Origin of the sequence: Solemya elarraichensis gill symbiont (genome assembly GCF_002021095.1) — a bacterium.
Taxonomy (GTDB): domain Bacteria; phylum Pseudomonadota; class Gammaproteobacteria; order Chromatiales; family Chromatiaceae.
Map to the genome: position 1 here is coordinate 1 of NZ_MPRK01000051.1, position 14,082 is coordinate 14,082.

Annotated in this window: 14 protein-coding genes, 1 tRNA gene, 1 other RNA gene and 3 pseudogenes; 5 read left to right on the forward strand and 14 right to left on the reverse strand. The window is 51.9% G+C overall.

What is annotated here, in order from left to right:
* The 5 genes and pseudogenes from trpS to BOW51_RS04015 form a co-directional block, all read right to left on the reverse strand.
* The coding region (trpS, locus tag BOW51_RS03995; protein WP_078476549.1) for a tryptophan--tRNA ligase at nucleotides 1-559 on the reverse strand (559 nt) is incomplete at its 3' end.
* 6 nt (nucleotides 560-565) lie between these two features.
* The gene (locus tag BOW51_RS04000) at nucleotides 566-1,216 is read right to left on the reverse strand and encodes a site-2 protease family protein (protein WP_078476550.1); all 651 of its coding nucleotides are present in this window, start codon (nucleotides 1,214-1,216) and stop codon (nucleotides 566-568) included.
* Nucleotides 1,217-1,244: 28 nt separating this feature from the next.
* A pseudogene (locus BOW51_RS04005) lies at nucleotides 1,245-2,014 on the reverse strand (amidohydrolase family protein).
* Nucleotides 2,015-2,022: 8 nt separating this feature from the next.
* Nucleotides 2,023-2,398: pseudogene (locus BOW51_RS04010) on the reverse strand (VOC family protein).
* Nucleotides 2,385-3,365, reverse strand: coding sequence for a DMT family transporter (locus tag BOW51_RS04015; RefSeq protein ID WP_167367234.1), 981 nt, complete (start codon nucleotides 3,363-3,365; stop codon nucleotides 2,385-2,387). Before BOW51_RS04015 ends, BOW51_RS04010 begins: the two are co-directional and overlap by 14 nt.
* Between BOW51_RS04015 and dapC the strand changes: the two genes are divergently transcribed.
* The 4 genes from dapC (at nucleotide 3,345) to dapE (ending at nucleotide 7,036) form a co-directional block, all read left to right on the forward strand.
* Entirely contained in the window at nucleotides 3,345-4,538 is a 1,194-nt protein-coding gene (dapC, locus tag BOW51_RS04020; RefSeq protein ID WP_078476552.1) for a succinyldiaminopimelate transaminase, read from the forward strand. The genes BOW51_RS04015 and dapC overlap by 21 nt on opposite strands.
* Nucleotides 4,539-4,575: 37 nt before the next feature.
* Nucleotides 4,576-5,397 (forward strand): 2,3,4,5-tetrahydropyridine-2,6-dicarboxylate N-succinyltransferase, encoded by an 822-nt coding sequence (gene dapD / locus BOW51_RS04025; protein WP_078476553.1) that lies wholly within the window; start codon nucleotides 4,576-4,578, stop codon nucleotides 5,395-5,397.
* Between the two features lie 153 nt (nucleotides 5,398-5,550).
* A complete protein-coding gene (locus BOW51_RS04030; protein WP_078476554.1) occupies nucleotides 5,551-5,898 on the forward strand; it encodes an ArsC family reductase in 348 nt (115 codons plus the stop codon).
* A 7-nt stretch (nucleotides 5,899-5,905) separates the two neighbouring features.
* Nucleotides 5,906-7,036, forward strand: a complete 1,131-nt coding sequence (gene dapE, locus BOW51_RS04035) for a succinyl-diaminopimelate desuccinylase (RefSeq protein ID WP_078476555.1) — start codon at nucleotides 5,906-5,908, stop codon at nucleotides 7,034-7,036.
* On the opposite strand, the gene minD is transcribed toward dapE, so the two are convergent.
* From minD to ffs, 7 genes are all read right to left on the reverse strand, one after another.
* The gene (gene minD, locus BOW51_RS04040; RefSeq protein WP_078476556.1) at nucleotides 7,022-7,855 is read right to left on the reverse strand and encodes a septum site-determining protein MinD; all 834 of its coding nucleotides are present in this window, start codon (nucleotides 7,853-7,855) and stop codon (nucleotides 7,022-7,024) included. The two genes, dapE and minD, sit on opposite strands and share 15 nt — an antisense overlap.
* 11 nt (nucleotides 7,856-7,866) lie before the next feature.
* Nucleotides 7,867-8,490 (reverse strand): septum site-determining protein MinC, encoded by a 624-nt coding sequence (gene minC / locus BOW51_RS04045; protein WP_078476557.1) that lies wholly within the window; start codon nucleotides 8,488-8,490, stop codon nucleotides 7,867-7,869.
* A gap of 21 nt (nucleotides 8,491-8,511) precedes the next feature.
* Nucleotides 8,512-8,868 (reverse strand): histidine triad nucleotide-binding protein, encoded by a 357-nt coding sequence (locus tag BOW51_RS04050; RefSeq protein WP_078476558.1) that lies wholly within the window; start codon nucleotides 8,866-8,868, stop codon nucleotides 8,512-8,514.
* A 34-nt stretch (nucleotides 8,869-8,902) separates the two neighbouring features.
* The gene (locus BOW51_RS04055) at nucleotides 8,903-9,313 is read right to left on the reverse strand and encodes a recombination mediator RecR (RefSeq protein WP_078476559.1); all 411 of its coding nucleotides are present in this window, start codon (nucleotides 9,311-9,313) and stop codon (nucleotides 8,903-8,905) included.
* Nucleotides 9,314-9,637 (reverse strand): YbaB/EbfC family nucleoid-associated protein, encoded by a 324-nt coding sequence (locus BOW51_RS04060; RefSeq protein WP_078476560.1) that lies wholly within the window; start codon nucleotides 9,635-9,637, stop codon nucleotides 9,314-9,316. It lies immediately after the preceding gene.
* 30 nt (nucleotides 9,638-9,667) lie between these two features.
* A complete protein-coding gene (gene dnaX / locus BOW51_RS04065; RefSeq protein WP_078476561.1) occupies nucleotides 9,668-11,293 on the reverse strand; it encodes a DNA polymerase III subunit gamma/tau in 1,626 nt (541 codons plus the stop codon).
* A gap of 52 nt (nucleotides 11,294-11,345) precedes the next feature.
* Nucleotides 11,346-11,442: signal recognition particle sRNA small type (ffs, locus tag BOW51_RS04070), an RNA gene on the reverse strand.
* Nucleotides 11,443-11,537: 95 nt separating this feature from the next.
* Here ffs and BOW51_RS04075 point away from each other — a divergent pair.
* Nucleotides 11,538-11,627 (forward strand) — tRNA-Ser (locus tag BOW51_RS04075).
* A gap of 719 nt (nucleotides 11,628-12,346) precedes the next feature.
* Here the strand turns inward: BOW51_RS04075 and BOW51_RS04080 are convergent.
* Entirely contained in the window at nucleotides 12,347-12,589 is a 243-nt protein-coding gene (locus BOW51_RS04080) for a hypothetical protein (RefSeq protein WP_153039622.1), read from the reverse strand.
* Nucleotides 12,590-13,067: 478 nt separating this feature from the next.
* Nucleotides 13,068-13,673, reverse strand: a pseudogene (locus BOW51_RS04085) (IS30 family transposase); the annotation flags it as partial.
* Nucleotides 13,674-14,082 lie beyond the last annotated feature (409 nt).

A 14,082-nucleotide genomic window follows, 5' to 3' on the forward strand; every position in this document is an offset into this window, starting at 1 on the left:
CTTCCTTGCCATAGATATGATTGAAACGGCGTGCCACCTCTCGCGTCAGCTCAACGTGGGCAACCTGGTCTTCGCCAACAGGCACAAGACCTGCCTTGTAAAGCATGATGTCGGCGCTCTGCAGCAGCGGATAACCAAGAAAGCCGTATGTAGCGAGATCTTTCTCTTTCAGCTTCTCCTGCTGATCCTTGTAACTCGGCACGCGTTCCAGCCAACCAAGTGGCGTAATCATCGACAGTAACAGGTGGAGTTCTGCATGCTCGGGCACGCGTGACTGAACGAAAAGCGTCGCCTCGTTGGGATTAACACCGGCTGCGAGCCAGTCGATAACCATATCCCACACGGAACCGGGAATGATGCTCGGATCATCATAGTGGGTCGTCAGGGCATGCCAGTCTGCAATAAAAAAGAAACAAGGGTACTCGTGCTGGAGTTCCACCCAGTTTTTGAGAACGCCGTGATAGTGCCCGAGATGCAGGCGGCCCGTGGGGCGCATGCCGGAGAGTACGCGAGCGTGTTGATTGGCAACCTTGCTTAAAGAGAGTTCGTTTGCATCCATCTGGATTTAATTAATTCCGTAAAGTGAAAATGTCATGTTTTGCAGTAAACCGATCGCCGGCCACAAAAATTGGCCGAGCAGTCCGCTAACTAGCAGAAGAATAAGGATAATCATACCGTAGGGCTCGAGCCGGGAAAACGGCTCTGCCAGGTTTCGCGGTAAAATTGAAGTTAACACGCGGCCACCATCGAGCGGCAGTATTGGCAGCAGATTGAGTAACGCCAAAACGGCATTAATCAAGACGCCATAAAAAGCCATGTAGACAAGTCCCTGGGTAATTGCCGGAATACCGGTGGTCGTCGCAAATTTTGCCACCAATCCCCACAGGAGCATCATCACCAGGTTTGAGCCTGGTCCGGCGAGAGCAACCAGCGCCATGTCGCGCCGCATATTTCCCAGCCTGACCACATTCACAGGTACCGGCTTGGCATAGCCGAAGACAAAACCTGTGAGCAACAGCATACCAATCGGTAGCAATACGGTACCGATCCAGTCGATATGCGGCAGCGGATTAAGGGTAATACGCCCCATTCTGCGAGCAGTGTCGTCGCCTAGCTTGTCAGCCACCCAGCCATGCGCCGCCTCGTGCAGGGTAACGGCGAAAATGAGCGGCAATATGAGCGCGGAGACTTGTTGAATAATATTGAGTTCTGGCATCGGGGGATTATACCGGAAAGTGACGTGACTATCCGTTGGCATGCGCCTGATTTTTCAGCCGGTAAAAGCGTTGCGCATTGAGATGAAAAACTGCCTCATGATGAATCTCATCTATATTATTAATAATTAATTCTATATCACTGTTATTAAACGCTCTTTTTTCTCTTGTTGAAGGCAAATCTGTCGCAAACATCAGTGCGTGCTGGTTGACTGCCAACAAACGCCTCATGGCATCAACAACATCGAATTCAACACGGCCGAAGCCGCACGCCTTGACCATGGCGCCAGCCTCAACGAGTTCGAGCAGAGTCTCAAAACCTTCCAGGCTCATACCAAGGTGATCAATTGAATAAGCCGGCAGGCTCAGCAATCGTGACTTCAACTGCGGAAGGTCGGCAGAATCGACATAGAGTTCAACATGCCAGCTGGCAAGTTCGTGTACACGATAAGCCATATTTTCAAGCTGATCGAGCTGTTCTGCACCGCTGCGAAAGAGATTGAAGCGCACTCCCCTGACACCGGCGGCATCGAGACGCAGAATCTCCTCGTCCGTAACAGAAGCAGGCAACTGGGTGACACCGACAAAGCCTTCGCCCAACTCCTGCAGGCCGTGACGAGATACTGCTGGTCAAAGCCCTGAAATGAGCCGCTGACGACAGCACCGCCGGTAACTGGCAAATTGCTCACACACTTGCGGTAATCTGCAACGCTGAATGGCTCGGGTACAAAACCGCGGTTTTCGATCAGTGGGAAGCGTGGATCGATGATGTGCAGGTGGGCATCGAAAATCCGGGGCAGCAAGTGCTTCAAGCCTCGATCATTTCGAGTGCATTACCATCCGGATCACGACAGAAGAGCGCCGCGCGCCCGGAACGGCTGAGCGCGTAGCTGATTCCGGCCTCTTCCAACACGGCTGTAATGGGTTCGAGATCCGTCACAGTCACCGCAAGGTGACGGTCTCGCCCACCATGCTCCGGTCTGCCGGTAACAGGATCCGGGTTCTCAAGTTCGAGCAGGGTGTATCTGCTGATCACCAAGCTGCAACCAGGCACCGGAAAAAGGCAATTGCGGACGCTCGACCTGCTGCAGACCGAGCAGCTCGGAGTAAAATTCAAGTGCCTTACCGGTGTCAGCAACCAGCAGGCTGACATGATGCATGCCACTGATTTCAGGTTTGTTCATTTTGCTCTTCATCGGCAGCCATTGAGAGAGTAACCAGGTAACCTGCAAGCACGATAATCACGCCGCCGATCACTTCACGAAGCGACAGAAGCTCGCCGGCAATCAAGGCAGCCGAGACGCCCGCGACTACCAGTTCAAACAGCAGGATAACAGCAGACCTCTGTGCGCGCATGTGGGTGACACCGTATTGAAGGGTCAGATTCGACATCGCGAATCCGAAAATACCGAGTAGAACTGCCCACCCGATAACCTCTGCTTCAACCTCCGGCAATACTTCGGTACGTATCAGGACAGCAAGACCAGCCACCAGGATACATCCGGCCCAAGTGACCTGGGTTTTGAGCAGAATCGGCTCATAGCGCAGCTTGCGTATCATCAGGTTGTTGAGGGCAAATGCCATACCGGCCGATAGTGCCAGCCAGTCTGCAACTCCCTGTGGCCAGGGCTGTTCGAGCTGAGGATTCCACAGCATCAGCAATACGCCGCACATTGCCAGCAGCATCACTCCCCCGATACGCAGGCTGATATGCTCGTGCAGAATCCAGTGTGCAAACAGCAAGGTCCAGACCGGCGTCATGTAAAAAAGCAACATAGCCCGCATCACGGTGCCTTCCAGCATGGCGATAATAAAGGCGAGATTACCCCAGCCGGCCGCAAGTGCCAGGCAAAGGTAGAGAAACCAGTGTGTTCTGATTCTGGACAGTTGTCGCAGCCAGGGCAGCGATACCAGCAGAGCAGCCGTATAGCAGACCAAGGTCAGCCACAGGGCATTCAATCCAACGCTTTCGAACAGGCGTAGCGGGCACCAGATGATGCCCCAGAAGGTCGTCGACAACAACAGGTTGATAACCGGCCAGGATATCCCCGGTGAACTCCGGTGTGGAGTCGATGATTCGATCACGATAAAATACTCTCTTTCGCTTCGCCAATAACCTGAGAAAACCGTATGAATCCCGGTCTCGATCACCTGCACCCCTACCCGTTTGAAAAGCTTGCTGCTCTGAAGGCGGGTGCAGAACCGCCTGCTGCATTGTCGCACATCGCTCTTTCGATCGGTGAGCCCAAGCATGCGACACCTCACCTGGTGACAGAAGCTGTTATCGAGCATCTGCACCAGCTCGCTGTCTATCCTGCAACCCGCGGTATGCCAGAACTGCGCGAAGCAATTGCCGCATGGTTGACGACACGCTTCTCCCTTCCCGAAGGGAGCCTGAATGCCAATAAGCACGTACTTCCTGTCAACGGTACCCGCGAAGCACTATTCGCCTTCACACAGGCGATGATCGATGCTTCCGAGTTGTCACTCGTACTCATGCCGAATCCCTTCTACCAGATTTATGAAGGTGCGGCCTTGCTGGCAGGCGCCGAGCCCGTCTATCTGAATTGTGACGGTAACCGTCTGATACCAGACTTTGACCAGGTCAGCGCAGAGACATGGGACCAGTGCAGCATCCTGTTCCTGTGTTCACCCGGCAATCCAACCGGCGCTGTTATCGACAAGCCAACCCTGCAGAAGCTGATCAAACTTGCACAACAGCATGATTTCATCATCGCCTCTGACGAGTGCTACTCCGAGATCTATTTCGATGAATCGGCACAACCAACAGGACTGCTCGAAGCTGCCGCCGAGATGGGCAATGATGATTACAAGCACTGTGTCGTGTTTCACAGCCTCTCGAAGCGCTCAAACGCCCCCGGTCTGCGCTCGGGGTTTGTAGCCGGTGACAGCGACATCATCGAACAGTTTTTCCGCTATCGCACCTACCACGGCTGCGCCATGCCAATGCATCATCAGGCAGCAAGCATCAAGGCCTGGCAGGATGAAGAGCATGTCAGGCACAATCGCGCCCTGTACCGTGAAAAATTTGATGCCGTACTCGATATTCTCGATGGTGTACTGGAAGTCGAACGGCCCGATGCAGGCTTTTACCTGTGGGCGAAAACACCTGTCGTCGATACAGAATTTGCACGCAAACTCTTTGCCGAACAGAATATCACCGTGTTGCCGGGACAGTTCCTGTCACGCGACACAGCAGGTGGCAATCCAGGCAGCAATCGCATTCGCATGGCGCTGGTCGCACCTCTCGGTGACTGCATCGAGGCGGCACAACGCATCAAAACCTGTGTAGAATCCCTTTAACTATATAATTTAACAATCTCTCCCGGAGTAATTTGGAATGAATGAACTTGAACCCATTATTGTCGAAGCATTCGAGCGTCGCGCAGAAATCACCCCCCGCACCGTGGATGCACAGCTCAAGGAAGCTGTTATGTCGGCGATTGGCATGCTTGACCGCGGTGAAATCCGTGTCGCTGAGAAAGTCGACGGTGACTGGGTCGTCAACGAGTGGATCAAGAAAGCCGTACTGCTGTCGTTCCGCATCGAGGACAACAGCTTCATGAAAGGCGGTTTCACCAACTATTACGACAAGGTTCCGTCAAAGTATGCAGATATGAACTCACGTGAGTTCCGCGAAGGCGGTGTCCGCGTGGTACCACCGGCAACTGCACGCCGCGGTTCCTTTATCGCACCTGACTGCGTCCTGATGCCCTCCTACGTCAACATCGGCGCCTATGTCGACAGCGGCACCATGGTTGATACCTGGGCAACAGTCGGTTCATGCGCACAGATCGGCAAAAATGTTCACCTCTCCGGCGGCGTTGGCATCGGCGGTGTACTTGAGCCACTGCAGGCAGCACCGACCATTATCGAAGATAACTGCTTCGTCGGCGCACGTTCAGAAGTTGTTGAGGGCGTTATCGTTGAAGAGGGCTCAGTCATCTCAATGGGTGTCTACATCGGCCAGAGTACCAAGATCTTCAACCGTGAAACTGGCGAAGTCAGCTACGGACGCATTCCGGCCGGTTCAGTTGTCGTTTCAGGCAACCTGCCCTCCAAGGATGGCAGCTACAGCCTCTACTGTGCGGTTATCGTCAAGACAGTTGACGAGAAGACGCGTGGGAAGGTTGGTATCAACGAACTGCTGCGTGGTATCTAAAGGCACCAATATTGTAGGAGGCCCGTCCCTGACCGCCATGGATGGTGGAATGCCGGTTTTGCAGGAGCAAAAACCGATCCGCGATTAAGCTGGCACATTCAATCGTGGCGAGGACGCCCCTCCTACAGTCTATTGACCAACGACTAAAGACTAATGACTATCACTCTCTACGGCATACCCAACTGCGACACCATGAAAAAGGCCCGCAAGTGGCTAACTGACAAAGGTATCGATTACAGCTTTCACGACTTCAAGAAAGCCGGATTGGATACTCAACTGCTCGATGGCTGGCTACAGTCTGTCGACTGGGAAATTCTGCTCAACCGGCGCGGCATGATGTGGCGCAAGGTTGATCAGGAAGTGAAAGACAGTATCGACCGGGACAGTGCACGCCAGCTGATGCTGGAGACACCAACTATCATCAAGCGCCCGGCACTTGATCTTGACGGGACAATTCACGTCGGATTCAGTGAAGAGCGTTACAGCGCACTATTGGGATAAGCCGCATATGTCAGACACTCTCGACCTCGCCACCAACCTGATTAACCGTAACTCCGTTACCCCGGAAGATGCCGGCTGCCAGGAGGTCATGATAGAACGCCTTGAGCGCATTGGGTTCACCATCGAACGCCTGCGTTTCGGCGATGTCGACAACTTCTGGGCAAGACGCGGTAGCGATGGTCCACTGTTCGCATTTGCCGGCCACACAGACGTGGTGCCAACCGGGGATGTTGAGAAGTGGCGCTGCGATCCCTTCAAATCTGAAATTCACGACGGCATGCTCTACGGCCGTGGTGCTGCCGATATGAAAGGCAGTCTTGCGGCAATGATCACGGCAACCGAAGCTTTCGTTGCGGCACATCCCGATCACCGTGGCTCGATTGGCTACCTGATCACCAGCGATGAGGAAGGGCCTGCTATCGACGGAACCGTCAAGGTCGTGGAGACGCTTGAGGCACGCGACGAGAAAATCGACTGGTGCCTTGTCGGAGAGCCATCCTCAACTGACAAAGTGGGTGACGTGATCAAGAATGGTCGACGCGGCTCTTTGAACGCGAAACTGACGGTGCACGGAAAACAGGGGCACGTCGCCTACCCGCACCTCGCAGAGAACCCTATTCCCCTCGCCGCTCCGGCCATCGCTGAACTCAGCGCCATCGAGTGGGACAGGGGTAACGATCACTTTCCGCCGACCAGCTTCCAGATATCCAATATCAATGGCGGCACGGGAGCAACCAACGTCATCCCGGCAATGGTAGAAATGCTGATCAACTGGCGTTTTTCAACCGAGAACAGCGCAGAGCAGATCAGGAACAGAACGACTGAACTGTTTGACCGTTACGGCTTGCGCTATGAACTTGAATGGAACCTCTCTGGCCTGCCATTTCTGACAGCAGAGGGAGAACTGGTGGAAGCCGCACAGCATGCAATCAGCAGCGTGGCAGGCTACGAGACGCAGCTATCAACCTCGGGCGGCACATCGGATGGACGTTTTATTGCACCGACTGGTGCACAAGTGCTGGAACTGGGCCCGTTGAATGCAACCATTCACCAGATCAACGAATGCGTCTCGGTTACGGACCTTGACCAGTTAAGCAGCATCTACGAGGCGATACTCAAGCGACTACTCGTCGTGTAAGTGAACTCTTTTGTTACCAAACAGGCGACTTCTGATACTCCTTTTTCCTTCATGAAGCAGCGTATAAGGCACTGAGTCACCGAGGTAGCGCGCAACCGTATCCGCATAGGCGTTACCAGCCGCACTCTTGTGATCATAAACCACGGGCTCACCAATATTTGCTGCACGCGTGACGCTCTCACTGTCAGGAATAATGCCGACTAGCGGGATCGAGAGACTATCGAGAATCTGTTTCGGCGTGAGTGACACACCACGCTTGGCGAGGCTGTGACGATAGCGGTTGATCACCAGGTATGGGGCAATATCCTCCAGGCCCTTTTCGGCACGGTAGGTACGGTTGGTCAGCAGCCCGATCATGCGGTCGGCATCACGCACCGAGGGTCGTTCCGGTGTCGCAACCAGCAATGCATCATCGGCAAAATACATCGCCATGTCAGCGCCTTTCTCGATGCCGGCAGGAGAATCGCAGACGACGTACTGGTACTTTTTGCGCGCCTCGCTGAGCAGCTTGGCGATACCCCTGCGTTCCAGCACCTCCTTGTCTTCGAACTGGGAGCCCGGTAACAGGGCCAGGCGTGAACAACGCAGATCCTTGACCACGGCATCCTGTAACGCAACCTCTTCACGCATGACGTTGACAATGTCATAGACAATGCGTTTTTCGTGCCCCAGAAGCAGGTCGAGATTACGCAGGCCGATATCAAAATCAATCAGCAGTGTCTTGTAACCACGCAGTGCAAGGCCAAGCGCAAATGATGCGGAGGTTGTTGATTTGCCGACGCCGCCCTTACCAGAGGTTACAACAATAATACGACCCACAAAGCTCTCCTTTACTGATTAATCGAATGAAAAGACAGGGAGTCGCCATCAAGCATGACGCGACACGCGGTGCCCTTGCTCCCTTCGTCGAGCTGGTCACCGGTACGGTAGACACCTGCGACCGATACCAGCTCAGCATCCATCGACTGGGTGAATATAGCTGCATTGCGATCACCCTGTACACCCGCCAGTGCACGCCCATGCAATTCACCATAGACGTGAATCGAACTCTCGGAAAGCACCTCGGCGCCTGAGCTGACAGACCCCAGGATCACCACGCTGCCCTTGGAATAGATACGCTGTCCAGATCTCAGGCTTTTGCTGATGACCTCGTCAGGTACGCTTGGCTGGCTGTTTGCAGATGCTGTGAAAGCCAACACGTTGCCTTCGCCGGTTGTGCGTGCAACAACATTGACACCGTGACCCACCAGAAATTCCTCAATAATCTGCTGATCAAACTCTTCCGGCAGCTCTTCTGCATAATTCATGGCAACATCCATGCCCTTGAACAAAGCCGGGCGCTGCTCGATCATCATCGCAAGACGATCAACGACAGCATCTTCGTCAGGGCTGAATATGCGTACCGTAGGCAAGCGATAGTCCAGAATTTTTAAATCTACTGGTAAAGACGACATAGGTTAGTATTCCAATCGGTATCAGGCAGCCGGCCATGGAGGCCAGCCCATATCACTTCCGCCGAGAAGATGCAGGTGGATATGAAAAACCGTCTGCCCGGCAGCTTTATTACAATTCATGACAACACGGTAGCCCAGCTCCGCTATTCCGTCCGCAGCTGCAATTTCTGCTGCAGCAAGATAGAGCTTTCCGATCAGGGCGGCATCATCAGGGCCGATATCATTGATCGTGGCGATGTGCTTTTTCGGGATAATCAGGGCATGGGTAGAGGCCTGCGGATTAAGATCTCGGAACGCCAATACATCATCATTTTCAAAAATTATATCAGCAGGAATTTCCCTGTTGATGATTTTGCAGAAAATACAATCGCCAGACATCAAGGCACCAGTTAAGTCGTCATCAGACTATTTGTCATTCTATCTTCTGTCGTCCGGCAAACGCGTGAGCCAGCGTTCCGCCATCGACATAACCCAGGTCTCCACCCAGTGGCACTCCATGCGCAATTCTGCTCGTCAAGATACCCTGTGACGAAGCAAGCTCACTAATATAATGTGCTGTCGCCTCGCCTTCAACCGTGGGATTTGTAGCGAGTATAATCTCCTTGACCGATTCCTCACTGAGGCGCATCTCAAGACGGTCAAGTCCGATCTCTTTTGGACCCATACCATCCAGTGGTGAGAGCCTGCCGTGCAGGACAAAATAGAGCCCGTTGTAGTTGGTACTCTCCTCTATCGCTGCCAGTTCGGCGGGTGCCGACTTCGGCCCCACGCCCGGCAGGCAGCGCAAACTTTCAATCAACTCCTGTAGCAGCGGTTTTTGCATTTAGAACGGCAGTTTCATTCCAGGCGGCAGGTTCAGGCCGGAGGTCAAGCCGGACATACTCTGCTCTGACTTCTCTGCGACGCGGTGTGCAGCATCGTTACAGGCAGATGCAACCAGGTCCTCAAGCATCTCCTTGTCATCTCCAAGCAGAGAATCATCGATATCGACCTTGCGCACCTCGTGCTTGCCGTTCATCGTGACCTTCACAAGCCCGCCACCGGATTCACCGGTCACCTCTTCCTCTGCCAGTTTTTCCTGCGCCTTCTGCAGCTCTTCCTGCATCTTCTGCGCCTGCTTCATGATATTTCCAATTCCACCTTTCATCACAACCTCTTGTTCATTTCCAAATACCTGTCACACAGGCTTGATTGTCTCGTCGATCACGCGTGCGCCAAGCTTCTGCTGCAACTCCTTGACGAACGTGTCATTAACCATATCTGCTTTCGCTTCGGCCAGGCGCTGATTCTCCTGGCGCAGTTTCCGCTGTGCAGGTGTATCAACCTGTGGTGCACCCTGCGCGATTTCAAGGGTGAGTGCCGCACAGCCAAAGTGCTTGCGTAGCTCCTTCTCCATTCTTTTGACAGCCATATCCGATTGCAGTGCCTGGTGCTCTTCAGGCAACACCAGCTTGAACAGGTTACCGTCAACCGAGTCGAAAGCACAATTCATCGCCAACTGGCCCGAAATACCACCCAGCTTGAGTTGAGTCTGCAGTTGGTTCCAGTCAACTGACTGCGGCAACTCTGCATCCTGTGGAACAGGCGCTGCTAGCACAGCTTTTTGCTGCTTCTCTCTTTTTTCTACTTTAGCCTGTTTTTGCTTGACTGCTGGCGCAGCTACCGATTCAGGACTTTTTTTTTGAGCCTGACGTGGTGCTTCAGTTGGCTGACTATCCGTACCCGGCTGAAATGCCAGCATGCGCAACATCACCATCTCGAAACCACTGCGCAAGTCGGGTGCCATTGGCATATCCCGCTTGCCGGTGATGCCAATTTGATAATAGAGCTGCACCTCGTCGGCCGGGATCGTCTCAACCATCCATGCATAACGCTCGTGGTCGACCTCGTTCTCAACGTTCAGATCAGGTACTGTCTGCAGCACGGCAACACGATGCAGCATGCGCAATAACTCATCGAGTACACTGCGAAAATCAGGTGAGCGGTCTGCAAGAGCATCGATTTTCTCCATTAGCAGCTTGCCATCACGTGCCACCAGCGCTTCGACCAGGCCGAACACATAGTCACGTGATACCGTGCCCAGCATGGTAGCAACCTTCTCCTCAATGACTTCGCCACCACCAAAGTTGATCGCCTGGTCGAGCAGGCTGAGGCCATCACGCATACTGCCGTCTGCACCGTAAGCGAGCAGAGTCACAGCAGTGTCGTCGTGATCGACTTTCTCAACATCCAGGATATGACGAAGCTGGCCCGCAATCTGCTCCAGCGTCAGGCGCTTGAGACCAAACTGCAGGCAGCGCGACAGGACCGTCATCGGCAATTTTTGCGGATCAGTCGTCGCAAGCAGGAACTTGACGTGCGGCGGCGGCTCTTCAAGGGTTTTCAGCAGCGCGTTAAAGCTGCTGTCTGAAAACATGTGCACCTCGTCAATCAGGTAGACCTTGTAGCGCCCCTTGGCAGGTGCATAGGGAACGTTTTCGAGGAGTTCGCGGGTCTGCTCAACCTTGGTACGTGATGCGGCATCAACTTCAAGCAGATCAACAAAACGACCTTCATCGACTTCGCGGCAGGTACTACAAACACCACAAGGAGTGGAGCTTACGCCCTCTTCACAATTGAGTGACTTGGCAAAAATTCGTGCAAGGGTAGTCTTGCCGACCCCGCGGGTGCCGGTAAAAAGGTAGGCATGATGAAGGCGATCCTGATCGAGTGCATTGGAAAGTGCCTGCACAACATGTTCCTGCCCAACCAGCTCGGCAAAGCCGTGTGGTCGCCATTTTCGGGCAAGTACCTCGTATGACATGGGCTGTAGAACACCTCGATATTGATCAAAAACCAGTGTTTATGGAGGCGGCCCGCACAAGCCACACCCCGGCACACGAGTCAGCTGCTGCGGCTGCTCCCTTCCGGGCCTGACCGGATTCACAGCCTATCGTTGCGAGGGGACCCATACGGACCACCATAAACAGTCAGGCGATTATACGTGCTTTTGCGCCAGAGGTCTTCATTGCATAGTAGAGCAACTTTCTATAGAATCTCGCGGCTCTGGAGAGATGTCCGAGTGGCTGAAGGAGCACGCCTGGAAAGTGTGTATACGTTAACCCGTATCGAGGGTTCGAATCCCTCTCTCTCCGCCATATAAGGCGCATATGTATTTGATACGTATGCGCTTTTACTTTTTTGTAAGTTATCTATGTACGGGCTGATGTACGGGTGGCATTAATTTTTGATGGTTCTGCAAACGAATTGAGCCATATGCTATAACCAAAAGCTTCTTCTTGAGTTGAATGATGACAGCTTCCGATTGAAAAGCGGACTATCAGTTAACTGGCTGTGAACGACTCCTTCTCGACAAAAGACTAAACCTCACGCACAATAGCTAGTGATTATTTCCATTGCGCTTAACTTCCGCAAAATCATTTGCACTCAAATATTTTTATCGTTGCGGCATCTTTATCTACACGCACTTCAAGAACAAGATTGCCAGTATCTTTTACTATATAAGCATAACGGCGATCTTCCTCCATGACGTAGATATCATCTGAGGCTTTTTCTAGGCTGAATCACTTCCCAAGGTGGTTCACTAAATATCTTTCCTTCAGGTTAAACTCTATCTCTGCACGCTGAGGATTGCCATCGAAACGCTCATAATAGCTTGAGCCGCCTATCAGTTCACCAGTCTCAACTAAAGTAAAGCATCTTAAAATGTCAGCATGCGCCTGCATGGATATTAGAGCAATAAGAAAACTAGTGAACCGTATGAATCTCATTTAGCAATCCCCAAATAATGATATGTTCATATGCCTACCCAATTAATACTGCGATTCCTATATTCATGCTTTTGACCTCCGTTCATCTACCATTCCGCAGAATCTTCCGGGCGACAGAAATATTCTGATACTCCACCATCATTTTGCTGGTAAACCTTCGCAATATCTTCACAGGCAGATGCATTGTCATTAAAACCATAAACCAAGGCCAGGGGAGAGGTGGCAAGAAAATTAGATCTATACAGGAAATATGGCTCTGTTTCCATACTAGTCGCGGCTAATTGAGCCATAAACTGATTATCTTGTTTACAGCCAGATAAAGAAGCCAATGCGGCAATTATGATTGCCTTTCATCTCATTGACTCTCTCCAGGATGAGTGCAACTAGATTTAATTGTGTAAAGTCCCGCTTTGCTTCGAAAGGTCAAATGATTAACTGGATTTTCTTCTTCAATAAGCGTTCTGTCACTCTGAACATATACCATTCCGATCTCATCCAGATTGCAAGACAAACTTGTTCCTGTATGTAAATCGAAGTATGTAAGCCAGCACGATTCTGAAAACCCAAATCCAGGTAATGAGAAATTTACGCGATTACCTGCATACGGTGAATTTTCAAGTAGATGTTCAGACTTGTACTTCTCGCTATACCTCTCTATTTCAATCGAACAGAGTGCTGAGTCAGAGAATACATTGCATGATTAGAAAAGCGACATTGGAAAAATCAGGATACGTAGCATTTGTTCACCATTGATATTTTAGCCGATCTCTCTTACTTGAGGCCGCCTCGAATAATCCAAACGCGGATTCAACTCGCAAGTGCAACAGACGGGTTGATACCTAAAAGTACCTGATTAGGCGTTCTCATGCCAAGACATTTTCTTGGTCTGTTATTGATTTTACCCATTGCCTGATCAATTTCTTTCTTTGTGACGGTCGTAAAGTCGCTGCCCTTTGGGAAATATTGGCGCATGAGTCCGTTAGTGTTTTTATTCAGCCCGCGTTCCCAGGATGCATAGGGATGGGCAAAGAAGAAGTCAGCATTGAGCTTGTCAGCAATGGTTTTGTGATGTGCAAATTCCTTACCGTTGTCTGATGTCATCGTGATGACTTTGTCAGAGAGCGGTGAAAGCAGGCTGATGATGGCATCAGCAACACAAGTTGCCGTTTTGCGTTCCACTTTCTGTATCAGGCTGAAACGGGATTTGCGCTCAGTGAGTGAGACGATGGCTTGCTTGTGATTCTTGCCAATAATGGTATCGAGCTCCCAAGCACCGATACGGGAACGACTGTCAACAATGGCGGGGCTCTCATAGATGCTGACCCGGTCAATCAGCTGGCCACGGCGGTTATAACTGCCATAACGTTTACGGCGTTGCTTCTGACAGCGCAGGTGACGATAGATCTCGCCTCCATTGGCCGCGGATTCAACTCTTAAGCCGGACATAGAGGGCAAGCTGCGGTAGCATCCTAGCCTGTAAATAATTCTGTGTAACTGCTGCCCTGTTCAAATATGGCCAATGCATTGAGGAGGCTTCAACATGATGAAGCGCTGGAGTTATTTTGATGAGGCTGGTGCATGATGCCAGTGGATTGGTCCGCCTGGAAGGTGTAAATTGATCAAATAATGATCAGTTAAAAGGGTGTCCGTGCCTCGATTTCGAGTGAAAAACGGAATCCCGACAAAGAATCGAGATGCGCAATAATAGATTTGGATTATTCGAGGTGCCCCATAGATACGCTTGGCTTTATTCATGTATGATTTACCCCTCTCAAAAAATGGAGTAAAGTTGTGGCTATAAAATACCTCGAAAGATTGCCTT